This is a genomic window from Halomonas cupida (assembly GCF_900142755.1).
Taxonomy (GTDB): Bacteria; Pseudomonadota; Gammaproteobacteria; order Pseudomonadales; family Halomonadaceae; genus Halomonas; species Halomonas cupida.
The window spans coordinates 215,043-238,606 of record NZ_FRCA01000001.1 but is presented as its reverse complement, the minus strand read 5'-3'; the positions used below and the strand labels follow the sequence as shown (position 1 = coordinate 238,606).

Annotated in this window: 21 protein-coding genes; 7 read left to right on the top strand and 14 right to left on the bottom strand. The window is 59.0% G+C overall.

All coding sequences use genetic code 11. From position 1 onward, the window contains the following. The first annotated feature begins 123 nt into the window (after positions 1-123). The 5 genes from BUE38_RS00950 (at position 124) to BUE38_RS00935 (ending at position 2,406) form a co-directional block, all read left to right on the top strand. Positions 124-510 (top strand): ElaB/YgaM/YqjD family protein, encoded by a 387-nt coding sequence (locus BUE38_RS00950; protein WP_084541646.1) that lies wholly within the window; start codon positions 124-126, stop codon positions 508-510. Then, a complete protein-coding gene (locus BUE38_RS00945; RefSeq protein WP_073433157.1) occupies positions 510-908 on the top strand; it encodes a phage holin family protein in 399 nt (132 codons plus the stop codon). Before BUE38_RS00950 ends, BUE38_RS00945 begins: the two co-directional genes overlap by 1 nt. Beyond that, entirely contained in the window at positions 905-1,198 is a 294-nt protein-coding gene (locus BUE38_RS00940; RefSeq protein ID WP_073433156.1) for a YqjK family protein, read from the top strand. The genes BUE38_RS00945 and BUE38_RS00940 overlap by 4 nt, the downstream gene beginning before the upstream one ends. 203 nt (positions 1,199-1,401) lie before the next feature. Beyond that, positions 1,402-1,623, top strand: coding sequence for a hypothetical protein (locus BUE38_RS22290; protein WP_143166161.1), 222 nt, complete (start codon positions 1,402-1,404; stop codon positions 1,621-1,623). Positions 1,624-1,668: 45 nt separating this feature from the next. Continuing rightward, positions 1,669-2,406, top strand: coding sequence for a ParA family protein (locus BUE38_RS00935; protein WP_073433155.1), 738 nt, complete (start codon positions 1,669-1,671; stop codon positions 2,404-2,406). A gap of 26 nt (positions 2,407-2,432) precedes the next feature. Here BUE38_RS00935 and BUE38_RS00930 read toward each other — a convergent pair whose 3' ends face one another. The 4 genes from BUE38_RS00930 to BUE38_RS00915 form a co-directional block, all read right to left on the bottom strand. After that, positions 2,433-3,422 carry a CHAD domain-containing protein gene (locus BUE38_RS00930; RefSeq protein ID WP_073433154.1) on the bottom strand — a complete coding sequence of 330 codons (990 nt, stop codon included), beginning with the start codon at positions 3,420-3,422 and terminating at the stop codon, positions 2,433-2,435. Positions 3,423-3,680: 258 nt separating this feature from the next. Then, entirely contained in the window at positions 3,681-5,954 is a 2,274-nt protein-coding gene (locus tag BUE38_RS00925; protein WP_073433153.1) for a vWA domain-containing protein, read from the bottom strand. Beyond that, on the bottom strand, positions 5,951-6,523 hold the full coding sequence (locus BUE38_RS00920) for an RNA polymerase sigma factor (RefSeq protein WP_073433152.1): 573 nt from the start codon (positions 6,521-6,523) through the stop codon (positions 5,951-5,953). The genes BUE38_RS00925 and BUE38_RS00920 overlap by 4 nt, the downstream gene beginning before the upstream one ends. Before the next feature lie 190 nt (positions 6,524-6,713). After that, a complete protein-coding gene (locus BUE38_RS00915; RefSeq protein WP_073433151.1) occupies positions 6,714-7,895 on the bottom strand; it encodes a BaiN/RdsA family NAD(P)/FAD-dependent oxidoreductase in 1,182 nt (393 codons plus the stop codon). A gap of 303 nt (positions 7,896-8,198) precedes the next feature. On the opposite strand from BUE38_RS00915, the gene BUE38_RS00910 reads away from it, so the two are divergent. Continuing rightward, complete coding sequence (locus BUE38_RS00910) at positions 8,199-9,359, top strand: efflux RND transporter periplasmic adaptor subunit (RefSeq protein WP_084541645.1); 1,161 nt, start codon at positions 8,199-8,201, stop codon at positions 9,357-9,359. Further along, a complete protein-coding gene (locus BUE38_RS00905) occupies positions 9,359-12,490 on the top strand; it encodes an efflux RND transporter permease subunit (protein ID WP_073433150.1) in 3,132 nt (1,043 codons plus the stop codon). The genes BUE38_RS00910 and BUE38_RS00905 overlap by 1 nt, the downstream gene beginning before the upstream one ends. Before the next feature lie 95 nt (positions 12,491-12,585). On the opposite strand, the gene BUE38_RS00900 is transcribed toward BUE38_RS00905, so the two are convergent. From BUE38_RS00900 to BUE38_RS00860, 10 genes are all read right to left on the bottom strand, one after another. Continuing rightward, entirely contained in the window at positions 12,586-13,833 is a 1,248-nt protein-coding gene (locus tag BUE38_RS00900) for a glutamate carboxypeptidase (RefSeq protein WP_073433149.1), read from the bottom strand. Positions 13,834-14,382: 549 nt separating this feature from the next. Next, on the bottom strand, positions 14,383-15,432 hold the full coding sequence (locus tag BUE38_RS22140) for a fimbrial protein (RefSeq protein ID WP_234986756.1): 1,050 nt from the start codon (positions 15,430-15,432) through the stop codon (positions 14,383-14,385). Between the two features lie 66 nt (positions 15,433-15,498). Beyond that, on the bottom strand, positions 15,499-15,666 hold the full coding sequence (locus tag BUE38_RS22795) for a hypothetical protein (protein WP_159438829.1): 168 nt from the start codon (positions 15,664-15,666) through the stop codon (positions 15,499-15,501). 3 nt (positions 15,667-15,669) lie between these two features. Continuing rightward, on the bottom strand, positions 15,670-16,719 hold the full coding sequence (locus BUE38_RS00890; protein WP_073433147.1) for a fimbrial protein: 1,050 nt from the start codon (positions 16,717-16,719) through the stop codon (positions 15,670-15,672). A 66-nt stretch (positions 16,720-16,785) separates the two neighbouring features. Next, entirely contained in the window at positions 16,786-17,520 is a 735-nt protein-coding gene (locus BUE38_RS00885; protein WP_073433727.1) for a fimbrial biogenesis chaperone, read from the bottom strand. 153 nt (positions 17,521-17,673) lie between these two features. Next, the gene (locus BUE38_RS00880) at positions 17,674-20,328 is read right to left on the bottom strand and encodes a fimbria/pilus outer membrane usher protein (protein WP_084541642.1); all 2,655 of its coding nucleotides are present in this window, start codon (positions 20,326-20,328) and stop codon (positions 17,674-17,676) included. Positions 20,329-20,489: 161 nt separating this feature from the next. Beyond that, positions 20,490-21,017, bottom strand: coding sequence for a fimbrial protein (locus BUE38_RS00875; protein ID WP_073433146.1), 528 nt, complete (start codon positions 21,015-21,017; stop codon positions 20,490-20,492). A 477-nt stretch (positions 21,018-21,494) separates the two neighbouring features. Further along, positions 21,495-22,496: a DUF6708 domain-containing protein gene (locus BUE38_RS00870; protein WP_234986723.1), complete on the bottom strand. Its 1,002-nt coding sequence runs from the start codon at positions 22,494-22,496 to the stop codon at positions 21,495-21,497. Beyond that, positions 22,496-23,005 (bottom strand): hypothetical protein, encoded by a 510-nt coding sequence (locus tag BUE38_RS22285; protein ID WP_143166159.1) that lies wholly within the window; start codon positions 23,003-23,005, stop codon positions 22,496-22,498. Before BUE38_RS22285 ends, BUE38_RS00870 begins: the two co-directional genes overlap by 1 nt. Positions 23,006-23,208: 203 nt before the next feature. Beyond that, entirely contained in the window at positions 23,209-23,556 is a 348-nt protein-coding gene (locus BUE38_RS00860; RefSeq protein ID WP_073433144.1) for a DUF6404 family protein, read from the bottom strand. Positions 23,557-23,564: the final 8 nt, after the last annotated feature.

Sequence of the window (23,564 nt, the reverse complement as noted above, 5' to 3'; positions counted from 1 at the left end):
TGGTTGACGTGGAGAACATGGATCGACATGCCTGCCTTGCCGGTCCATGCTGATTGTCCATCAGGAAACGTGACCACCGGCAACGGTCCTCTATTGCGTTTCCACCTGAACAGGGAAGATCCAATGGCTACACGCAGCAGAACCAGCAAGAGCGCCGAATCCACCGAAGAGACACTTGCCGAGCAAGCCGCCCCTCATACCAATGCCTCGGCTCAGCAACTGAAGGAAGACCTCAAGCAACTGTCCGGCACGCTCGAGGAGCTGCTCAGCGCTACCGCCGATGACTCACGTGAGAACATCAAGCAATGGCGGACCAAGGCCGAGGCACGGCTTCATGAAACCCGTGCCCGTCTTGAAGCACAGGGCGAGCGCCACTATCGCCAGGCCAGGGATACCGTGAGCGATCAGGTCGAGTGCTGTGATCGCTATGTCCACGATAACCCCTGGAAGAGTGTGGGTATCGGCACCGCCGTAGGTGTCATTGTCGGGCTGCTGATCGGAAGGCGCTGATGGCCGAAAGCCTCGGACCCGCTCAGCGTCTGTTGAGCGCGGGTAAACGCGTACTGACGACACTGCTGGCCACGGGTGAGACTCGCCTGCGGCTGGCAGTACTCGAACTCGAGGAAGAGCGCGCGCGGCTAGCCACGCTGGCACTACTGCTCGGTCTCAGCCTGATCCTGCTGTTACTGGGCATTGCCACTCTGACCGCTCTGGTCATCATCCTTTTCTGGGACTCGTGGCGAATCACTGCGGTGGCCGTGAGTGCTCTGGTACTGCTCGGTTCCGGTGTCGGCGCGGCACTGTGGGCCATGCGTCTGGCTCGTCGCCGTACCCTGTTGACCAGCACCCTGAAACACCTGGCACTGGACAGGCAACTGGCCGAGGACAGCACTCGGGAGGACGGATGAGCGTGAACAGCAGCAAGCGCATCCAACGAGCCCAGCGCAAGGCCGAACTCGAAGCCAGCATTGATCAGCAGCGCCTGGCGCTGATCAATGCTGCCTCACACTGCAACGATGCCAGCCGTCGCCTCGACCGCTACTGGCATATGCTGAAGCCCTACCGAACCGCTCTGCTGACGGCAGGTGGCATCGCCCTGATTCCCGTCCTCCGCCGTCCCGGCACCATCACCCGCATCATCGGCAAGACGCTGACCACTGCGATTACGATACAGCGACTCCGTCGCCTGTTGTCATAATCCATTCTTGTCAATAAGCCATCCTTGTCATAAGACATTTTTTTCATAAGCCACCTTTCCGGAAAATGGTCCTGCCCGGCAAGATCCTGTATGGAATGCTCTTGTCAGTGGCAGTCCTCGGCGGTGGCGGCGACAATCATTGATTTGTATGACTTAATTCATTTTAAATAGATATTAACCCGGCCTGCTTTCATGTTGGGTGAATGGCGGCACAGGGACGTGCCGCTGTCGGCCATCAGGCCGACGCGAGACCGCATCACACCAGCAGATCCGCGCATCTGCGCCAGTGGGGTGCGGACGACAATCAAATCGATCAGGATGAGCTATTTGATTGCCATGTTAATGATACAACGCTCCAGCAGGTACGACAGAGAACGGTCGCCTTCGCTTCGATCATGGCTATGGCTAGATCATGGCTATGGTAGGTTGAACAACACCGGTGACAACGACAGATAAAAGGACCCAACCGGATGCGCATGGTATCCCTGTACAGCATCAAGGGCGGCGTAGGCAAGACCGCCTCGGCCGTCAACCTCGCAGCGGAAGCCGCTCACAAGGGGTTGCGGGTGCTACTCTGGGATCTCGATCCACAGGCGGCCACCACCTTCTACCTGCAGATCAAGCCACGAATTCGTGGCGGTGTGGAAAAGCTGGTCAAGGGCAAGTCATCCTGGGACAAGGTCATCCGCACCACCTCCCTGGAAAACCTGGATGTCCTCCCCGCATCGCTGGCCTCACGAGAGATGGATCAGTTGCTGGAAAAGCGCGGCACCAGCCATCTGCGCCAGATGCTCAAGGAAGTGCGCAAGGAATACGACCTGGTCGTGCTGGACTGCCCACCGACCCTGTCTCACCTATCCGAAAACATGTTCACCAGCGTGGACGCCCTGCTGGTACCGATGGTGCCCACCACGTTGTCGCTACGCACTCTGGAACAGCTACAGAAGTTTCTCGACGAGCATGATCTACCCTGCCCCCTGTGGCCGTTCGTAACGCTCGCTGACCGACGCCGCAGCATGCATGTCGAGATCATCAACAACCTCGGCAAGGATTGGCCATTGCGACTATCCACGGTGATCCCTGCTGCCAGTGTCGTCGAGCGCATGGGAGTCGAGCGCGCACCGGTACGCGAGTTCGCCCCCGCCTCCCCTGCCTGCCGGGCGTATGAAAGCTTGTGGAGTGAGCTCCACCAGCGCCTTCAGCTATAGCGCTGGATCTGGCTGCGACCTGCAACTCAGTGACTGCCGCGCATGGTTGCCGCCACCTCCGCCAGCTGTTTTTCCAGCTCGCGACGCGGTTTGCCACGTGACAGTCTCAGGACCTCAGCCAGATGGGCCTCGGTACGCTGCTCATGGTGGGCCACCAGGCCCATGAAACCACGCAGGTGGCGAGGTGCCGTGGCACGTGCGCCGGGATCACGAATGGCAGCCGCCAGACGCGCATCCGTCTCCTCGAGTACGTGTTGTTGGACACTGGCTCTCAGTGCTTCGCAACGCACCAGGTCGTCGTGCAACTGGCCAAAGGCCTCCTGGAAGGACTTCAGCGCCGACTCGGCTACCACCAGCACCTCGCCTTCACCACGCCAGGCCCTGAGTAGGTAACGCAGGCGCTTGCCGGTGATCCGCGGGCGATGCAAGGCATCCTCATCCTCGCGCCCCTTGATGGCATCCAATTCCGCGCACCACTGCGTCACCAGGCGCTCGAGTACATCGGCGCTCGCCGGGCCGAAACGGGGTGTCTTGCGTGCCTTCAGACGGATGCCCTTCATCGCTTCACGCAAACGTGCATCCAGCAGAGGGAAGGCTGCCACGCGAAACTCGATGCGGCGATACTCCTCTTCGACCTGTGGCACGAGACGTTCACACCACCAGGCCACCGCTGCACGCTCACTACCATTCAAGAGTTCATGCTGATCCTGCAGCCAGGCCAGCATTACCTCACCGTCACGGGCCGCGTTGGTGGATCGGGCAAGATCTCGCAGTTCACGCATCAGGCCTTTGTCGAGTGATACACCGGCAAAGCCGCGATAGCCCTTGAGATAGTCCTTGAAATAGTCCTTGAGGCAGGAACGCAAACGACGCAGGGCAACCCGAAAGTCATGCAGCCCCTCGGAGTCGTCGGGATCCTGGATGCGAGGCCAGGCAAGCCGAGCTTCATCGAGCAGTTCGACAACCACGGTCTCCAGCACGGTACCCAGGCGGCGTTCGGCAAGCGGCTTGGCCATATCCTCTCCACGCGATCAACATGGCAATCAAATAGCACATCCTGATCGATTTGATTTTCGTCCGCACCCCACTGGCGCAGATGCGCGGATCTGCTGGTGTGGCCCGGCCTCGCGTCGGCCTGATGGCCGACGGCGGCACGTCCCTGTGCCGCCATTCACCCAACATGAAAGCATGCCGGGTTAATAGCGTTATCCTGCTCTGACTATAGACACATCTGCGAGGGCACATCACCGACATTGTCCAATGGTGGCACAGCGTTACCGGCTCAACTCCCCGCTCTCCTCACCATGCGAAGAGGCGTCATCCAGGCTGCCGGCAAGGCGCATCAGGCGGATGGCCTCGGCACGATAGCCGAAACGATCTTCACCGCGGGACTGTTCCGCCAGCGCAATGGCATCCTTCCAGCTCCACTCACCAAGGTAGACGGAACCGCTGAGCAACTGGCCGAAACCGGCAATGGCGACGGCAAAGCGTGCATCCTCGGAAGGTGCTTCACTATCGATAGGTATAGGGGTCTCGATCAGTTGACTGGTGGTCTCCCCCGGCGCCTTGTAGCGCAGGCGCAGGAAGCCCAGCTCATCCTCATTGCCGCCACCCGATACCGCACCACCGGGTTGATCGATATGCTGATCGGCATAGCGCAGCGGTTCGGTCAGCGCTGACTCGGAACCCACTGGCGTGATCTCATAGATGGCCGTTACCTGGTGGCCCGCGCCGATATCTCCCGCATCCACCTTGTCATTGCTGAAGTCCTCCCGCGCCAGGCTGCGGGTCTCATAGCCGATCAGTCGATACTCCTGAACCCTAGCCGGGTTGAACTCCACCTGGATCTTGACGTCATCGGCGATCGGCACCAGCGCTCCGGTAAGCTGATCGACCAGTACCTTCTGGGCCTCGCTCAAGGTGTCGATATAAGCGGCCTGGCCGTTGCCGTGCTGCGCCAGTGCCTGCATGGTGGCATCGTCGAGATTGCCACGTCCGAAGCCCAGCACCGAAAGATAGGTGCCGCTGTCACGCTGCTTGCCGATGTAGGTTTCCAGCGCCTCGGGGTCACTGATACCGATATTGAAGTCCCCATCGGTGGCCAGCAGTACGCGAGACACCTCGCCATCCTCGGCCATGCGGTTCGCCAGTTGATAGGCCTGCTGCAAGCCTGCAGCACCGGCCGTACCACCTCCCGCCTGCAGTTGATCAAGAGCCGTCAGAATCGCCGCGCGATCCTGGGCGGGCGTCGGCTCCAGAGTCACCCCAGCCGAGCCCGCATAGGTGACAATCGCCACCTCATCATCGGCGCGTAATTCACCAAGCATCAAGCGCATGGATTGCTTGAGCAGCGGCAAACGGTTCTGGCCCTGCATTGACCCGGACGTGTCGACCAGCAACACCAGGTTCAGCGGTGGGCGATCCTCGATGGCCGGCTGGCGCCCCTGAATACCGATGGTCACCAGTTGCCTGCCGCTATCCCAGGGAGCCTCCATGGTTGTCACCGTAGTACGAAAGGCATCGTCGTCCGCACCGGGTGCTGGCTGGCTTGGTGCTGACTGGTTTGGTGCTGAATAGTCATAGGGGAAGTAATTGATCATTTCCTCGATACGCACCGCACCGGGGGGCGGCATCTGTCCGTTCATCAGTGATGAGCGCACGATGCCATAACCGGCAGTGTCGACATCAACGGAGAAGGTCGATACCGGCGACTCGGCAGTGACCTTGAGGCCGTTGCTCTCGAACTCGGGAAAGGCCTCGGAAGATGCCTCAGGTGCCGGTGCCATCAAACTCGGCGCATGACCATTGCTGATCCGGACCGTGCTCATCTCGGCACTGCCGACCTGGCGTCTGACCCTGCTGTCGAGAGCTGCACTGCCAGCACTGCCCCGGCTCATCGCCACGTCGGGGGCGTCCATCGCCATACCGAGATCCGCCGGCGAAGTCTCCAGCTGCGACCTGGCCGTCGATTCGGTGACAACACGCTCCTGCGCCTGATTCGCCAAGCCTGCCCTGGACTCGCTCTCGCTGAGCGTCTCTTCAGCACCGTCCGCCGTCTTCTGTGCGGATTGTTGTACAGCACCAGGGCTGACGTCGGGCACCGGGTCCTGGTCATCCTGCCAGTGGGGAATCAACAGATAGACACCAAGACCAAGCACCGCCACCGAAGCCAGACGGGTCACGGCAGGAATCGGCCTGCTCAAGGACAAGAACTTGAAAAACGGGCTGTTGAGAAACCGAGTCTTGAAAAACCGGATTTTGGAAAGCGGAATCTTGAAGACCATCGCCATCACTCCTGTTGTCACATTCGCCCACCAGGGGCGCTCAGGAGTGATACGCATGTCGTCGGCGGAATCCTGGTTCGATTTCTCCTGGCTCAGGTTTTCCTGGCCCTGCTTTTCCCGACCCTGCTTTTCCCGAACCAAGCCTTCCTGATGCTGCTCGAAAGCCTGCATGGCGGCATCGAGATCACGCGCACGGCGACGTGGCGCAGGCGTTGTGCCAAGCGACTTCAAGCCTTGCTCAAGACGGTCGAATTCATCGCTCATGATCGTTCCTCCGTCTGGCTCAGTTCACGTAATCGCCGCTTCACCTCACTCATGCGCCAGGACACGGTGCCGGGAGATATCTCCAGCACCTCTGCTGTCTGGGCCTGAGATAGCCCTTCACCCAGCACCAGAGCGACGGTTTCGCGCAGATCATCCGGCAGCCTGGCCATGGCCTGCTGTAGCCAATGAAGATCCGTGGATTGCTGATCGCCCTCGCCGTGTCGGTCCTCGTCAAGGCGCTGCTGCTCCCATTCGCCCCAGCCACTGGCGGCACGCAGATGAGCGGACTGTCGACGGCGACGGTCATGAGTGGCGTTGACCGCCACGCGATACAACCAGGTGGAAAAGGCCGCGCGACCATCGTAGCTGGCCAACTTGCGCGGCAAGGCCACACAGATGTCGTGGGTGACATCCTCGGCTTCATGCTGACTTCCGGTCAGGCGCCAGGCAAAGGCGAACAGTCGGTCGTAATGGCGGTCAAGCAGCTCGGCAAAAGCGTTGCGGCAGCCCCGAGAGGCAGCCGCCGCCAGTGCACTGTCCGAATCCCCTGCCGAGTGAGGTTCTGCCATGGAGTTTCCATCTACCAGCGATTTACCTATTGGACGCAGCCCGCCCTCAGAATCCTGGCAAGTCGAAAGAATTCTTTAGCACTCTGCCTGAACGTAGCCGCCCCGTGAGCTCGTAGCTCGCGACCCACATGGATGTGGGAAGTGCGTTTGTTCGTCGGGAACGAACATAGCTGGCTCGAAGCTCAGCCCATCACAACGACTGCCCGCAGGCTACCGCCGACGCCCAGGCCCACTGGAAGTTATAGCCGCCGAGTTCACCGGTAACATCCAGCACCTCACCGATAAAACGCAGTTGCGGTAGCCCCTGGACTTCAAAGGTCTTCGACGAGATGGCACTGGTACAGACACCACCCATGGTCACCTCTGCGGTGCGCCAACCTTCGGTTCCGGCGGGCTTGAGGCGCCACTGGTTGAGTGTCTCCGCCCATTCGGCCAGGGTCGCGTTGGAACACTCGGCCAGCACACCATCATGCCCCTGCCATTCCACCAACGACTGCGCCAGCCGCTTCGGGAAGCGCTCTCCCAACCAGGTGGAGAGACGCCGTCTTGGTGTTGTCTGGCGCGCGCTGGTCAAGGCCGCCAGCGCATCCTCCCCAGGCAACAGATTGATATCCAGTTCATCGCCAGGCAGCCAGTAGCTGGAAATCTGCAGCATGGCCGGACCTGACACTCCACGATGAGTGAACAGCATCGGCTCGCGATACTGACCATCCCGACAACGCACCTGTACTTCGGTACTGACACCGGCCAATGCTTCAGCCCGTGCCTTCCACTGTGAGGTCAAGGTGAAGGGCACCAGAGCGGCACGTGTCTCCGTGACTTCCAGACCGAACTGCCGAGCGATGTCATAGCCGAAGCCGGTCGCGCCCATGGTGGGAATCGACAGGCCTCCACTAGCGATCACCACCGCACCGGCCTCGATACTGCCCATGGATGTGGCCAGGCGCATACCCTCACCGTGTTGCGTCAACTGTTCGACGGAGGTCTTCAGGCGAATATCAACACCGGCCCAGTCGCACTCGGTAAGCAGAATGTGCAGCAGATCCTTCGCCGAGCCCGCGCAGAACAGCTGGCCCGGCGCCTTCTCGACGTACTCGAGACCATGACGCTCGACCAGCTCGACAAAATGCTCCGGCCGATAGCGCTTGAGTGCCGAAATACAGAAATGCGGATTGGCGGAGAAGAAGTTGGCCGGTGTCGTGGCCATGTTGGTGAAGTTGCAGCGCCCGCCTCCGGACATCAGGATCTTCTTGCCCGGTTTGTTGGCATGGTCAATCACCAACACCGAGCGCCCGGCATATCCCGCCGTCAGCGCGCACATCAGGCCCGCTGCACCCGCACCAATGATTACCACGTCGTACTGCGTCGCCATGCTGTTTCCCGCCACCCGCACCAGTGAAAGGCGCCATGGTAGCAGAAGCCATCCGCCCCAGCCCGTGGTGGGTTACCCTGGGGCACGATGTCGGCAACGATCTGTTGCAAGGTATCGAACATGTTGCGGAAAAACTGTGCAAGTCACGATAAACCGCCCCTCAACAGGGTATCGTTGGGGCATGGTGTACCCATTACAGAATTGACTGATTTATAGATGCGCTCAGCCGCTATGCTGTAACGCTTATTCCGTTGACTGGGGATCACAGAAAGCCCCACTACCCTACGCTCGGAAGCCGATAACATGACCGTAGTTCCCGCTTCGCGCCTGACATTCAGCCGCAAGTTCCTCGAGCGCCGCCAGGGATGGTGTATCGCGGCTCTGCTGCTCACCTCTCTGACTACCTTGCTGCTCACCGTTCAAGCGGCTGTGGCACAGGAGATGCCCACGACGCTGCCCCCCACACCGGCCATTGGTGCCGAGGTGGAGCACAAGGCGTGGTCCGATCCGCTGGAATCGCTGGGTACGCTGAAGGCCAACGAGAGTGTGACGATTTCGGCGACGGTGACCGAGATCATCAACGAGATCAACTTCGAAGGCGGCGAGCATGTCGAGCGCGGCGATGTACTGATCAAGCTGGATGATACCGAGGAACAGGCGGATCTGCGCTCGGCACAGGCGCTGCGCCTGGAACGCCAGAATGCCGTCAACCGCTTCACCCAACTGGAGTCCCGCAACATGGCACCGCGCGCCGATGTCGAAGACAGCCGTGCCCAGTTGCAGCAGGTCGATGCCGATATCCAGGCGCTTCAGGCACACCTGGACAACTACAGTATTCGCGCGCCCTTCGATGGCGTGGTGGGGGTTCGCCAGGTCAGCGCCGGCACCCTGGTCACCCCCGGCACCGAGCTGGCCACACTGGATGATATCTCCAGCATGAAGCTCGACTTCCAGGTGCCTGAAGTCCGTCTCGGCTCCCTGTCTCAGGGGCTTTCACTGACCGCTACCACCGCCGCCTACCCGGACCAGGTGTTCCACGGCGAGGTCGCCACCATCGACTCCCGAATCGACCCGGTCAGCCGCAGTATTCAGGTCAGGGCAGTGCTCGACAACAGCGATGGGCTCCTCAAGCCCGGCATGCTGATGCGTGTAACCATCGCCCGCTCCCCACGTGAAACGCTGGTCATTCCCGAAGCTGCGGTGGTACCTCAAGGCCAGCGTAAGCGAGTCTGGGTCATTACCGATCAGGAAGCCGGCAGTATCGAACAACGCGATATCGAGATCGGCTCGCGTCGCGAAGGCGAAGTCGAGGTCACGGCCGGGCTGGCTGAAGGAGAGATGGTTGTCACGCACGGCGCCGACCGTCTGCATTCTGCGGCCACCATTCAACTGCTGGGCATTCAGGATGAAGACACTGATGTCAGCGATATCCTGCAGAGCCAGCGCAGCGGGGAAGACGACTGATGCGGTTATCGGATGTCTCCGTTCAGCGCCCCGTGCTGGCCATGGTCATCGCGTCGCTGATTGTTGCCTTTGGCCTGCTGGCCCTCTCTCGCCTGCCGTTGCAGGAATATCCGACCATTGACCCTCCGGTGGTCAGCATTCGCACCAGCTACTCAGGGGCCTCCGCGGATGTCGTCGAAACCCGCATCACTCAGGTGCTGGAAGAACGCATCGCCGGGATCGCCGGGATCGAGGTGATCTCCTCGACCAGCCAGGACGGCAGCTCCAGCATCAATATCGAGTTCAGTCTGTCCACCGATATCGACGCCGCCGCCAACGATGTGCGGGACCGTATCTCCGGTGCCGCCGACAACCTGCCCGATGAGGCTGACCCGCCCGAGGTGCGCAAGGAAGACACCAGCTCAGAAACCGTCATGTGGCTGATGCTCGCGGGCGACGGCTACACCACCGCAGAGCTGACCGACTACGCCGAGCGTTACCTGACCGATAGCTTCTCGGTACAGGAAGGCGTATCCAGCGTGCGTGTCGGTGGCTCTCGGGAGTATGCCATGCGCGTGTGGCTGGACAGCGATGCGCTGGCCGCCCGCGGGCTGACGGTGGGCGATGTCGAGGATGTGCTGCGCGCCGAAAACGTCGAGTTGCCGGGTGGTTCGGTGGAATCCGTGGATCGACAGTTCGTGGTACGCCTCCCCCGCAGTTTCAGCACACCGGAAGACTTCCGCGAACTGGTCCTCGACCGCGGCGACAATGATTATCTGGTACGTCTCGCCGATGTCGCCCGCGTCGAGCTGGGCACCGTCGAGGAACGTTCGCTGTTTCGAGGCAACGGCAAGACCGTGGTCGGCCTGGGGATCATCAAGCAGTCCAATGCCAACGTCATGGCTCTGTCCAAGGCCGTGCGCGCCGAGATGGAGCGGTTATCGCCGCGTCTACCGGAAGGCATGACGCTGTCCCTCAACCACGATTCCTCGACCTTTGTGGCCAAATCGATCCAGGAAGTGGTGTCGACCCTGATCATTGCCATAGGCCTGGTGGTCGTATCGATCTTCATCTTCCTCGGCAATATTCGCACCACGCTGATCCCAGCCATCACCGTCCCCATCACCCTGGTCGGTACCTTTGCCGGTCTGGCCGCTCTGGGCTTCTCGATCAACCTGCTGACACTATTGGCGCTGGTACTGGCCATCGGTCTGGTGGTGGATGACGCCATCATCATGCTGGAGAACATCCACCGGCGCATGCAGTTGTATGGCGAGACGCCACTGGTCGCAGCCTTCCGTGGTGCCCGCCAGTTGGCCTTCGCCGTACTGGCCACCAGTCTGGTACTGATCGCGGTGTTCGTGCCCCTGAGCTTCGTACAGGGCGATATCGGCAAGCTGTTCACCGAGTTTGCTCTGACGCTATCAACGGCGGTGGCCATCTCCACCCTGCTCGCCCTGACCCTGACGCCGATGATGGCCTCACGGATCCTCTCGCCCAGCATGCATGAGGGTCGCATCGCCCACTGGGTGGATTCGGGTCTCAAGCATGCCCAGGGGGTCTATCGTGGCCTGCTGGAAAAGGTTCTCAAGCTGCGCTGGCTGGTCGCCGTGGCCTTTGTCGCGTTGCTCGGTGGAGTCGCCTGGCTGTACCCACAACTGCCGGCGGAGTACACCCCACGCGAGGATCGTGGCACCTTCTTCGTCATCGTCAATGGCCCACCCGGCGCGACCTTCTCATGGATGGAGGACTACATGGACGAGGTCGAGGCGCGCATCATGCCCTTGACTGAACAGGTGGACGGAGAAGGAAAGCCGGAAGTCGAGCGTGTGCTGGTTATCTCGCCCATGGGACGCGGCAATGTCGAGACCTTCAACTCCGGCTTCGCCATCGTTGGACTGTCCGACTGGTCCGAGCGCCGTTCCGCCTGGCCCATCATGAATGAAGTCCGCGAGTCGCTGGGTCAGTTGCCCGGTATCCGTGCCTTTCCGGTCATGTCTCAGGGCTTCGGCGGGGGCAGCGAACAGGGTCTGCAATTCGTACTTGGCGGTGGCAGCTATGAACAGCTCGTGACCTGGCGCGATGCGCTGATGGACTATATCCGCCAGACCAACCCGAAGCTGATCAACCTCGAGAGCGACTACGAGGAAAGCCAGCCGCAGCTGAGCGTCAACATCGACTACACCCGCGCTGCTGACCTCGGCGTGACCGTGACCGAAATCGGCCGCACCCTGGAAACGCTGCTGGGCGGGCGCACCGTCACCCAGTTTACCGACGAAGGTGAAGAGTACGATGTGATCCTCGAAGCCGAGCGCGGCTCCAACCCCACACCCGCTGCACTGGACAGCGTGCGTGTGCGCTCGGAACGTACCGGTGAGCTGGTGCCACTGTCGAGCCTGGTCGATATCGAGTCCTATGCCGGCCCCAGTACACTGAATCGCTACAACCGCCTGCGCGCCATCACCCTCCAGGCAGACCTTGCCGACGGCTACTCCATGGGCGAAGCGCTCGACTACCTCGACCAGGCCGTCGAGGATATCCTGCCGGCAGGTGTGCAGACCGATGTGAAGGGCGCGGCACGTGATTACCGTGAGTCGACTGGCGCCACCACCTTCCTGCTGGTGCTCGGCATCCTTGTGGTATTCCTGGTGCTGGCGGCGCAGTTCGAGAGTTTCGTACACCCGTTGGTGATCATGCTGACCGTACCTCTGGCAATAGGTGGTGCTCTGTTCGGTCTCTGGGTGACCGGACAGACATTGAACATCTACAGCCAGGTAGGGTTGGTGATGCTGGTGGGGCTGGCGGCCAAGAACGGCATTCTGATTGTCGAATTCGCCAACCAGTTGCGCGATGAAGGCGTGGAATTCCGCGAGGCGTTGATCCGTAGCGCCCTCACCCGTCTGCGCCCCATTGTGATGACCTCGGTGACCACCATCGCCGGCAGCATCCCGCTGATCCTGTCCAGCGGCGCGGGTGCCGAGACCCGTATGGTCATCGGTACGGTGATTTTCACCGGCGTAGCCGCCGCCACCTTCTTCACGCTGTTTGTGGTGCCCGTGGCCTACGATCTCCTCGCCCGACACACGGGCTCCCCCGGTGATGTGTCGCGCAAGCTGGAGAAGGAAATGGAGAACTCACCGGACGCGCACTGAGCGTCTTATCAACCCGGCACCAGGTCGGGCCTCAACGCAAACGACAGCCGGGCGCCCATAGGGCGCCCGGCTGGAACGTGGCACAGTTCGGTGATTCAGCTTTCTGGATCGGCGTCGGACAACTCCATGATCATCCGCGTGGTCAGGTAGAGCCGCGGTACTACACTGTCGACCAGCACGAACTCCTCATCACTGTGGAAGCGCCCACCGACCAGGCCGAGAGACTCGAGCACGGCTGGAGTGGCGGAATCGGCGTGATAGGCGTATGCCGCATCGGTACCACCACCGATCTCGACGGCCTGCAGCTCCCGATCGAGTTCCTGATAGATCTGCTGAGCCTGCTCGGCAAGCCCCTGAGTCTCGGGGTTGGGGGGCAGAGGCGGACGTCCCTTGTCGAGACGGAACTCCACTTCTGTATCTTCGATCAGTTGGTTGGCAATGATGTCATTGGCTTCATTGAGAACGCGCTCGTATTCGCTGCTGTCGAAGTAGCGCATATCGCCTTCCGCCCGAGCCTGCTCGGGGATGATATTACGCTTGGTGCCACCCTCGACGATCGTCCAGTTGAGGGTGGTTTCCTTGTCAGGATCACCAAGATCACCCAATTGCAGCAACTGGTGAGAGAGCTCCATGACCGCATTGCGCCCCTCTTCCGGCGCACCTCCGGCATGAGAGGCGCGGCCACTCACCTCGAGGAAGGCATAGTTGATGCCCTTGGTGACTACCGTCACGGCATCGGCGGCGTCCTCACTGAACGTCGGCTCGAATACCAGCACCGCGTCCTGGTCGGCGGACAGTTGCTGGATCAGGTCGCGAGAGCCCAGAGACCCTTTCTCCTCGTCGGGATTGAGAACCACGGTCAATTGGCCATAGTCGTCAAAGCCGAGTGTCTGGAGCACCTCAAGGCTATGCAGGATCACTGCGACGCCACCCTTGGCATCGCCCACGCCCGGCCCATAGGCTCGCCCATCCTCGATGCGGAAGGGACGCTCTTCTGCGGCTCCCTCACCGAAGACGGTATCGTAGTGAATCATCAACATGATGTTGCGATCACCGCTACCTTGCAGACGGCCCACCAGGGTATTGCCGCCGTAGGTTTCGGCGGGGTGAGCTTCCACCTCGGCGCCAAGGGCTTCGAGACGTTCGGTGAGCAGCGCCTCGACCTCACTCAGACCGGCGATGAAGCCGGTACCGGAGTCAATGTTGACCAGGGTTGCCAGGGTATCCAGTAACGGCTGTTGCTGCTCCTCGACGGCATCGTACACATCCTGTTGTGGAGCGGCCTGCGCCGTAACGGCGAACATGCCATATGCCAATCCCACGGCTAGCATCGAGTGCCTCATCAGTGCCTCCTGCTGTTGTTGTATAAGACCGTTGTATAAGACCGTTGCAGAAGCTATTGAAGATAAGCAGAAGGCAATGTAAACGCAATCAGTGCCGACTCGGGACTTATTGACATGGCAATCAAATAGCTCATCCTGATCGATTTGATTGTCGTCCGCACCACACTGGCACAGATGCGTGGATCTGCTGGTGTGGTGCGGTCTCGCGTCGGCCTGATGGCCGACGGCGGCACGTCCCTGTGCCGCAATCAACCCAACATGAAAGCATGCCGGGTTAATAGTCCGGACGAGACATTGCCGCAGAAAGAAGTCGGGCGCCCGACGGAAAATCACAGTTCAGCTCAACAGAGAATGCTGGCCATTCTCCAGAATGGCAGGCGTGCAGAACCTCCCCACCTTGCCCCGAGCGATAGCCCTACTGGTAGGAGAATGTGATGGTGGCCAGAGCGTCAACCTGGCCTGGCGTGATGGTGTCACCAGACTGGATATAACGGGCTTCCATCAGCAACTTGCAGCATCTTCTTCCACCAGATCAAATCAGGATGCTGGCTAATCGTATGCAATAGTCACAACGGCCAGCGCCTGCACCGTCCCGGGCGTGATGGTGTTATTGGTCTGCACGTATTCGGCGGACAATGGCAGGCTGATGACCTGCTCACTCCCCGGACTGTCCAGCGAAAACTCGCTGCCGTTCTGATCGAACATCTGGTTGGGCGCCAACGCCACCGGTACACCTTGATGAGAAAGGCGAACGCCCATGCCGCTGGCCGTCGACGACTCCTGCAGGGACAGGATCTCGCTGGAGTTGCTCGGGGTGGTAGCATCGGAAATATTGACTCGCGCTGAGGCGTCGGCATCACACTGAAAGTCCAGGGTGAAGGGAGTACTGCCCACCGCATGCCCCACGCCAGTAAACTCCGGTCGAGAAACCGTCGGCAGGACAACCGAGGTGTTGGGCGTCACCATGCGGCACGTTTGAGTGATCTGTTCGATATTCACTGTCAGGGTAACCCGGCTACCTGCATCAGTCCGGTTCGCCCATTCATTACCATTGCAACCAAGCCCCATGTTCAGACTAGCGCTGCCTGAGACCAACGGCGCATCACTCAGCTTGACCATCCGGAAATGTATCGGGACATTCTGCGTCCCTGTCCTGATCTGAACTCCCGTGTTGTGTCTCCCGGAAGAATCCAGAGGCAACGGCTGGTTGGAGGAGTCCATAAACTGGTAACCCAGAGCATCCGGCAGACCTGCGAAAGTGAAAACACCGGGGAGGCTCGTTTCCTGTATAGGAGCCCCACTCGCCTCGAACAACGCCCAGTGTGGTCCTCCGGTGCAAGTGTCCCCCAAAATAGAATCATTTGACCAGGCAGCACCACAGTTGATGGATATCGATTGGTAAGCGTCAGAACCAGGAATAGGAGAACCAACAGGAAGGTTGTTAACCACCCGAGCATTCATGACAGGGCTCCAGGGCAGTTGAGAAGTGCTGCAATTATCTGTCCTTCCGGCATAGGCCGCCGTAGGCAACGCAAGCTGGCCACTCAAGAGTATGGCTAACATCCAGAGAGCGCCGAGCCAGGTACCTGTCACCTTCATTTTCACACGACTTCTCCTTCTGTAGATTGCGCCACCTGTCTTGATGACATACGGCAAGCCAGCCACTTACAACGAGTAATCAACGCTGGTGGTAGCACCATAATCATTGATCCAGTCACCATTGATACGAGCACCGGACTGTGCTCCCTGGGCGCCACTGACCACAAATACCTGAAGGTCGGCAAATTGAGGTGATACGGCGAAGCCTCCTCCTTCCCCCCCCAGGCAATCCATTGCCTAATCGTACGCAATGGTCACAACGGCCAGCGCCTGCACCGTTCCGGGCGTGATGGTGTTATTGGTCTGCACGTATTCGGCGGACAATGGCAGGCTGATGACCTGTTCGCTTCCCGGACTGTCCAGCGGAAACTCGCTGCCGTTCTGATCGAACATCTGGTTGGGCGCCAACGTCACCGGTACACCTTGATGGGAAAGGCGAACGCCCATACCGCTGGCCGTCGACGACTCCTGCAGGGACAGGATCTCGCTGGAGTTGCTCGGGGTGGTGGCATCGGAAATATTGACTCGCGCTGAGGCGTCGGCATCACACCGGAAGTCCAGGGTGAAGGGAGTGCTGCCCACCGCATGCCCCACGCCGGTAAACTCCGGTCGAGAGACCGTCGGCAGGACAACCGCGGTGTTGGGCGTCACCATGCGGCACGTTTGAGTGATCTGTTCGATATCCACATGCAAGGTAACCGTACTGTTCGATCCATTCTGATTTGCCCACTCGTTGCCATTGCAACTGAGATGCATACTCACGCTGGCACTACCTGCCGCCACCGGCGCATCACTCAGTTTGACCAGGCGAAAATAGATCGGAACCTCCTGTACCCCCGTTCTGATACTGACCCCGGTGTTGTGCCTCCCCTCGGGGTCCAGCTCAAGCGGCCGTCCGCCCGAGTCCATAAACTGGTACCCGATACTGGGAGGCAGCCCAGCAAAGGTGAAGACTCCTGGGAGTGACGTTTGCTGAATCGCCGCGCCACTCTGCTCGGAAAGTGCCCAGTTGGGCCCTCCAGTGCACGTATCTCCCATAATGGAGTCATTGGACCAGGCAGCATCACAGTTGATGGATATCGACTGATAGGCGTCGGAGCCCGGTATCATGGAACCAACAGCAAGACTACCAACCACTCGAGCATTCAGAACAGGACTCCAGGGCAGTTGGGAAGTGCTGCAATTATCCGTCCTTCCGGCATAGGCCGCCGTAGGCAACGCAAGCTCGCCGCCCAGCAGTATGGCCAGCATCCAGAGAGCGCCGAGCCAGGTACCTGTCACCTTCATTTTCACACGACTTCTCCTTTTGCAGATTGCGCCACCAGGCTTGATGACATACGGCAAGCCAGCCACTTACAGTGAGTAATCAACACTGGTGGTGGCGCCATAATCATTGATCCAGTCGCCATTGATACGGGCACCGGACTGTGCTCCCTGGGCGCCGCTGACCACGAATACCTGCTGACCTTTCGGCGGAATCGGTGTGGTTTCGACGCTGCCGCTGCCTCCTGACCAGGACACCCGGAGGTTGGCAAAGTTGAGGTAATACGGAGAAGCGTTCTCGGCGATCAGTTCCTGACCGGCCGGTGTTGAGTTGCCCCAGCGCCAGCGCAGGCCATCGGCGGCCTGGGCGAGGCTACCCTGCAGGCCACTGGGGCGGAACATCACCTTGAGGCGAGTACGTAGCGCCACCTGTACGGTATTGAGGTTCTCGGTTCCCGAGGCCTTGGGCGGAATTTCCAGCACATTGAGCCAGAACAGGGATTCACGATCCTGTGGGAGATTGCCGCCGATATAAGCGAGCCGCAATGTCTGCCCGGAGCGAGGTTCGACTCGGGCCACTGGCGGCGTGATCACGAAAGGCAACGCTTCCTCACCCGGCTGGCTGCTGGCGTTGCCACTATCCAGCCATGACTGCACCAGCACCGGTACATCGCCATTGTTGGACAGCTCGACACTCACATCCTGGCGTTCGGCTGGATAGATGATCCGGGAGCCGGAAATGGTGATCGCTGCCTGTGCCTGGCTTGCGCCGAGAAGCAACAGACAGAGGCTGAAAATGGTGGCCTTGAGTCGAAGTGATTTCATGGGATTTCTCTGATATTGAACCATCTGGTGACTCATCCGCATGCACCCTCCTCGCTCCTTGACGCCACTCTTCACTGCTTGACGTCACAAGGCATATGACATGCGATGACATTGAGCCGTCCGCAGCGCCAGGCGCCGCGGAACTGGCGATACTCATGAACCTGCTATCGAGTGTAGTTGCCCGGCACCGGAGCAGGGTAGATCGATACTGCGATAGCCCCGCTCATCCACCGGCAGCGATTCGATATCCGGCAACTGAATCTGGCAGCTGGCGTCTGACCCCAGATCCACGTCCAGCACACTGTACTGCCCACGGACGTAGACCAATCCTCCCTGCCCCACCATGGTGACCATATTCCCGGTCTGGGGATCGATCACCGACGAGGCAAAGGGAATGTCCTGGCTGTTGGTGACATGAATCAACAGTGGCATCCCGGTATCTGTCGGATATTCCACCGCGACGACGGCACCACGGGTCGGTACTACCTGCTGGCCGGTGGCACTCAGCTCAATACTGGCATCGAGATTGCTGGTATCGAGGCTCAGATTGTTATAGCGATACGGCGTCAGGGTCGCGGCCAGCGCATATCCCTTGTCGTTGACAACGGTGCCCCGCGAGGACCTCAATGCCGCCCCACCGGCGCCTTCCGCCTTGATCAGCGCCATGGTCTCGCCACGCTCGGGGCTGAACACCACCCCATCGGAGTGCGCTAGGACCGTACCGCTCATGGAAGCCGAGTACTGGCTGGAGGTATCGGACACACTGGCACTGGCGCCAAGGGCCGTCACCGGCGTATTCCACTGCAGGCTGCCGCCGTAATCCCCGGAGCTCTCACCCACGGTCGTGGTATGGGTCGCGTAGACCTGGTAGCTGCCCTGGTCACGCTCGCCCATCACACCGCTCAGGCTGCTGCGCAGTTGATAGTTGTCCGAGTCCTCGAAGCTGCTGCTGACCGAAACCCTCGGCCGCCGAGCCCCCTGGCCAATCGGGAAGCTGAACGTGGCCAGATAACGAGTGTCAGCGTCATTATCGTCGGAGAGGTCCCGGCTGGCGGACAGCGACAGGCTTCCCCAATTGAAGCCACGACTGTAGTTGACCTGATAAGTCGTGGTGTCTTCACGCTCGTCCCAGTAGGACCTGGAAATACCGCTGACACCCAGATTGCCGTATTGTCCCAGCGGCTGACTGATGCTCACCTGGAAGCGGTTCTGTTCGCGGGTGATGCGATCAAAGCTCTCGTCACGAGCCTCGAGCTGCGCGTAATCAGAGAAGCCCAGATATTCCTCACTGGAGAAACGATAGGCGGCGAGTGACAGGTTGGTATCACTGGTATCCAGTTTCTTGCTGTAGCTGACCCGATAACTCTCGCCGGACAGGGTTTCCCGATCGCCCGATTCAACCCGAACGTCCTGGGCCCGTGACACTGTGGCATCGGTACTCAACGCACCAATGGGAGTCGCGACCGCGGCCCCGACCACCGCCGAGCCGTAGCGCTCCGCCAGAGTGGCACCACCATACATGGTCATGAAGTTGCTGATACCGCGACGATAGGTGATCTGGCCAAAGGCCGGGCCATACCCCTCTTCGCTGTCACGGTATTGTCCCAGGGTAGCACTGAAACGCGAGGCGCCAGGCCTCAGCAACTGCACCACCGACGAGAAGGGAACAGTAAAGCGGCGCTCACTGCCATCGGCTTCGGTGACCGTTACCTCTAGATCACCGGCATAGCTGGTGGCGTACAGATCATTGATGACAAACTCACCGGGGGGCACCGAGGTCTCGTAGATCACGGTATCGGACTGCCGCACCGTGACCACCGCGTTGGTATTGGCGACACCGCGAACCACCGGCGCAAAACCACGCTCGGATTCGGGCAGCATCTGATCATCACTGGCCAGTTGAACACCGACAAAGGGCACGCTGTCGAACTGGTCCGCAGGAGTGAAGTATTCGCCCGCCGTGAACTGTGCCTTCAACGGCACTACATCATGCTGAGCGTAGGTATTGATGGCTTCATAGCCACTTTCATCGCCGCCCTGCACATTGGCATTGTGCCGTAGCCGCCAGGCGCCGAGATTGAAACCCGCCGCCAGATTGACGTTGTAGCGAGTGGAACTGTCGCCCGTATCCGGGCGTGAATTGAAGGCGTTGGCGGTGTAGCCCACGAAGCCCGCGGTAATACCGTTGTCCCAGTCCGTCGGCGAGATATAGCCGCGCTTCACCTGACCGAGATACGCCTGCGGAATGGTGACATCCGCACGCAGAGCAGAGGTATCAATGGCAACTGTTGCTTCCGGGATCAGAGCCTCGACATTCAGACACTGCTGTTGCTTCTGCTGCTCGAGCAGCGACTGATCCGGAATCGCATCAAACTTGACGCCCCATTGCTGCACGGCGGTTTCGCTGAAACACAGTACGGGTTCGTCATCGGGGCCGGTAACGACCTGCGCTTCCTGATCGAAGACCTCTTTCTCGTTCAGCCATACCGACAGCCGATACTGCCCTTCCGTCAACAGGTTGGCGCGCTCGAAATGAGCCACATCGACATTACTGCCGTTGCCCCGCAGAAACCGGGAGTCGAATTCAACGACTGGCGCATCCTGAGCGAAAGATGCAGGGCTGATGACCAACGACAATAGAGCTGTCGCTACCAGCACCTTGCGCAGTTGTGTCTCGCCCCGAAAGCGGAGCCACTTTTCACGACCAGACGTCTCGCGAGAGGATCGCTCCCGCTCTCCGGCACCCGCCAGCGAACAGTGTTCAGTAATATTGCCCAGAAAAGCGATATAACCAGTAATAACCGGCATTGTCACAGCACCTCAAGGGAGACACCCGCTTTCCAGGAAAAGACACAAGAACACACCAGCGGGAGTCATAACGAGACACTACGGTCTCTCAGTCGATCGAAAGGCATCCTGCACTCAGGGGAATAGCTGCCTTCCCTGGCAGCTACGGGAGGGCGTCCTGCTTAGTTGTACTCCAGGGTATAAACCAGCTGAGTTTCCACTTCACCAGCAGTTGCACCGCCGCCGACAGCAACATACTGAGCGTTGTAGGTCAGGTTGGCGTTGCCGGAGGCATCGAAGCTGACGAAGGGATTGTTGGTCTGGTCACGCAGATCAATGGCAGTACCATTGACATCGGCAACCTGCACCTGGACGTTACCTGCCGGAGTGGCAGAGTTATTGGCCAGGAAGCCTGTGCTCTGGTCGACATTGGTCGACTCGAAGAAAGCACGTGTCGCACCGGTTGTCGGACATCCGGAAAGGTTGAAGGTAAAGGGCGTAGCACCGGCTACGGTACCCTCAGAGGCCAGTGATGTCGCTGACACGGTTGGCAGTACTACACTGCCACTGGCAGCGCCGCCATCAAGCGCGATGGTGCAGGAAGAGTCGGTAACAGTACCGGTAATATCGATGGTGCCATCGACAGCCAGGGCGCTGCTGGAAATCAGGGCGCAGCAGGAAGCCATAAACAACTTGGTAGACGTTTTCATATGATTTTCTCAGTAATGGACTAGCGTGGTAATGCAGTTTTCATGACTGGTAATCACAGCCTCCAGCCAGGAATCATGAAACTCGGCCCAATGTCGGCGACCAGGTTTCATACCCGACTGCCCCTTGGGTTAGCGAAGCGAAGGATATTCATGTATCCACGATGAGAAATTGATCCAGATCAATTTCCACAGGTTGTAGGAAACGGCCTACAACACCTACAGACGCATCCCACATGAATCATTGCAGGACTGCCCTTTTTCATACCCAGACAGGCCCAGAACCAGCGGCCACAGCGTCGTAGAGGTAAGCCAAAAGCTACGCAGACCATAGCGGTCGAGTTGGCTTCGGAGGCATCGGGCAGGGGCGAACAGCAGCAGGAGCCAATGCTCAGTTGGCAGAAGCACAGACCCTGTAAAAGAACTGGGCCCCGTGGGGCCCAGTTCTTGAGAAGTTGATCTGCCGAGCTTCGACTGTCGTCAAACGGGGTTGGAGGCCTTGCTCTCGCGGCGCAGATCGCCGGGCCAGTACACCGGCCAGCACAGCAGCAGCGAGCACCAGTGCGCAGTGGCATGGAGCAACATGACCGGTGACAACACAATCACCAGCGCTATCATCTTCAGGCTCCAGGGATTACGCGCCCAGCGGTTCTCGATAAAGCTCCAGGGGGCCAGCAGCGAACGCCACGGCCAGGGAAAGCTGGGGATGCATCGGGGTTTGGGGATGCTCTCCGGACCTTCCTCCATATAGCGACGAATGTACTCCCACAACGCATAAAGCTCATGCTCACTACGCAGAGGCGCGCCGAGGAACACCGCATCATGATGCTCGGCACCGGTACGTTGCTTGAAGAAGAACAACATCAGAATCTCGCGCTTACGCTTCTTCGTGACCACCATATCGTCAGGGTCGACAGAGGCCACTACATCATCCCAGTGGTAGACCTTGTTGCCACCGGCAAAATTGGGCCGGTTGATATACACCTTGCGGGTCTTGCGATTGAAGCGGACGACGATATGGCGTTGGACCAAGCATTCAAGGCGGAATATTTTAAACAAGTACCTGAATGCCACTACCATGATAATCCAAAGGCCCCACATCCCTATAGTGCCGATATAATCTGCCGCTGTCGCTTTCTCTCCAGTATTAGGCCACACCCCATGAATAAAAACGTCTAACAGGGGTATCAAAAAGCTTATTGGAAAGCCAACAACACCTAACAACAAGGGCGACAACCCTACAAGAACACCTCCCCGCCATTCATCAAAGAATGTCCTAACATCCATATAGGTGTCATTCATTCTATAGATGGAACGGGCATCGGAAGGCTCATCGCTGATACTACGCGACTGGAACCCTCGGTATTGCTCGCCATATTTCATGGCCTCCTTCTCGAAGGCCTTCATATCTCCCTCGAAACCGGTAATATCCTTCTTGCTGGCAGTCAGGGTGCGGTGCAGCAGCCAATCATTGAAATACATCAGTTCACATCCTGAAGAGCTTGATAAAAAGCACCGGTCTCATCGGCATAATCATCATAATAGTCCGGATTATCTTCCTTTGAGAACACGCAACGTTTGCACCACTCCTGAAGGCCATCATCGCTGAAAAACCATAGTCCAATACTGAGAATTACTGCTGCCCAGGAGGCAACCGCATAGCCGATGACCAGCGCACTGCTGACCAATACTCCGCGAATGGTGGCTGTGGCCAAGGTACGTGCCAATGGCAGCAGTAGCGATGCCAGTTTTCTCATCAACTGGTTTTTCCCGTACTCGGCAAGCTTGGCTAAATAGGATGCGGAAGAAGCCAATCCCACCGCCGAGCCAAGTACAGCAATACCCACATTGGCAGAGAACCTAGAAAAATACGCGGAAGCAAGTAATATGTTATTTTTCCTATGAGCTACTGCCTCTGCAAAGTCATCGGCTGCCGAAAATGTAAGTGACGAGATATACCCGCTCAGCTCGCCAGGAGATGTCACCCGCAAACTGGAGAACTCACCTGACGCGCATTGAGGGTGACATCTCAACCCGAGGGCGCCCAAGGCACCCTCGGGGTTCAGCAACAAGTTTTGCTTCTGGCTATGGAGATGCTCCGAGAAACCACCAGGCAGGATGCTGCACGAACAGCATGAATGGCGCCTCATCCTGCTCGACGGCTTTTTCAGAACATCGCTAACCGTTGAATTGCCTACGGAAGATCATCCCAATCCGTAAGTGACAATTGCTTTTTGCGAATATAATAAAAAGACGCCGAAAGGATGCCACCAACGGCACCCTCGACAAGCATCATTCTGGTGAAAAACGACGCTCCCCAACTCACATGAAGTCCAGCAGCAATTCCGAAGCAAGTGGCTATGACAAGCATAATAAAGAAATAAATAATAGCATTCTTAACAAAGCCCTGATAATGAAAGGGAATCACCTTAATCCCTAATCCCCTGCATATCCGAAGAATCGGAGGGTCATACGTAAACTTCCATACACCTTTTTCTTTAAGCTCCTGATGAGCGGCTTCCAGCTTACTTTGGTATGACATGACATTCC

Coding starts and splice junctions, on each gene's coding strand:
- BUE38_RS00915 (WP_073433151.1), bottom strand. CDS start 7,895: ATGGCGACGCAGTACGACGTGGTAATCATTGGTGCGGGTGCAGCGGGC.
- BUE38_RS00920 (WP_073433152.1), bottom strand. CDS start 6,523: ATGGCAGAACCTCACTCGGCAGGGGATTCGGACAGTGCACTGGCGGCG.
- BUE38_RS00860 (WP_073433144.1), bottom strand. CDS start 23,556: ATGTCATACCAAAGTAAGCTGGAAGCCGCTCATCAGGAGCTTAAAGAA.
- BUE38_RS00870 (WP_234986723.1), bottom strand. CDS start 22,496: ATGTATTTCAATGATTGGCTGCTGCACCGCACCCTGACTGCCAGCAAG.
- BUE38_RS22140 (WP_234986756.1), bottom strand. CDS start 15,432: ATGAAGGTGACAGGTACCTGGCTCGGCGCTCTCTGGATGTTAGCCATA.
- BUE38_RS00940 (WP_073433156.1), top strand. CDS start 905: ATGAGCGTGAACAGCAGCAAGCGCATCCAACGAGCCCAGCGCAAGGCC.
- BUE38_RS00875 (WP_073433146.1), bottom strand. CDS start 21,017: ATGAAAACGTCTACCAAGTTGTTTATGGCTTCCTGCTGCGCCCTGATT.
- BUE38_RS00930 (WP_073433154.1), bottom strand. CDS start 3,422: ATGGCCAAGCCGCTTGCCGAACGCCGCCTGGGTACCGTGCTGGAGACC.
- BUE38_RS00905 (WP_073433150.1), top strand. CDS start 9,359: ATGCGGTTATCGGATGTCTCCGTTCAGCGCCCCGTGCTGGCCATGGTC.
- BUE38_RS00925 (WP_073433153.1), bottom strand. CDS start 5,954: ATGAGCGATGAATTCGACCGTCTTGAGCAAGGCTTGAAGTCGCTTGGC.
- BUE38_RS00950 (WP_084541646.1), top strand. CDS start 124: ATGGCTACACGCAGCAGAACCAGCAAGAGCGCCGAATCCACCGAAGAG.
- BUE38_RS00910 (WP_084541645.1), top strand. CDS start 8,199: ATGACCGTAGTTCCCGCTTCGCGCCTGACATTCAGCCGCAAGTTCCTC.
- BUE38_RS00890 (WP_073433147.1), bottom strand. CDS start 16,719: ATGAAGGTGACAGGTACCTGGCTCGGCGCTCTCTGGATGCTGGCCATA.
- BUE38_RS00935 (WP_073433155.1), top strand. CDS start 1,669: ATGCGCATGGTATCCCTGTACAGCATCAAGGGCGGCGTAGGCAAGACC.
- BUE38_RS00945 (WP_073433157.1), top strand. CDS start 510: ATGGCCGAAAGCCTCGGACCCGCTCAGCGTCTGTTGAGCGCGGGTAAA.
- BUE38_RS22795 (WP_159438829.1), bottom strand. CDS start 15,666: ATGGATTGCCTGGGGGGGGAAGGAGGAGGCTTCGCCGTATCACCTCAA.
- BUE38_RS00885 (WP_073433727.1), bottom strand. CDS start 17,520: ATGAAATCACTTCGACTCAAGGCCACCATTTTCAGCCTCTGTCTGTTG.
- BUE38_RS00880 (WP_084541642.1), bottom strand. CDS start 20,328: ATGCCGGTTATTACTGGTTATATCGCTTTTCTGGGCAATATTACTGAA.
- BUE38_RS00900 (WP_073433149.1), bottom strand. CDS start 13,833: ATGAGGCACTCGATGCTAGCCGTGGGATTGGCATATGGCATGTTCGCC.
- BUE38_RS22290 (WP_143166161.1), top strand. CDS start 1,402: ATGGCGGCACAGGGACGTGCCGCTGTCGGCCATCAGGCCGACGCGAGA.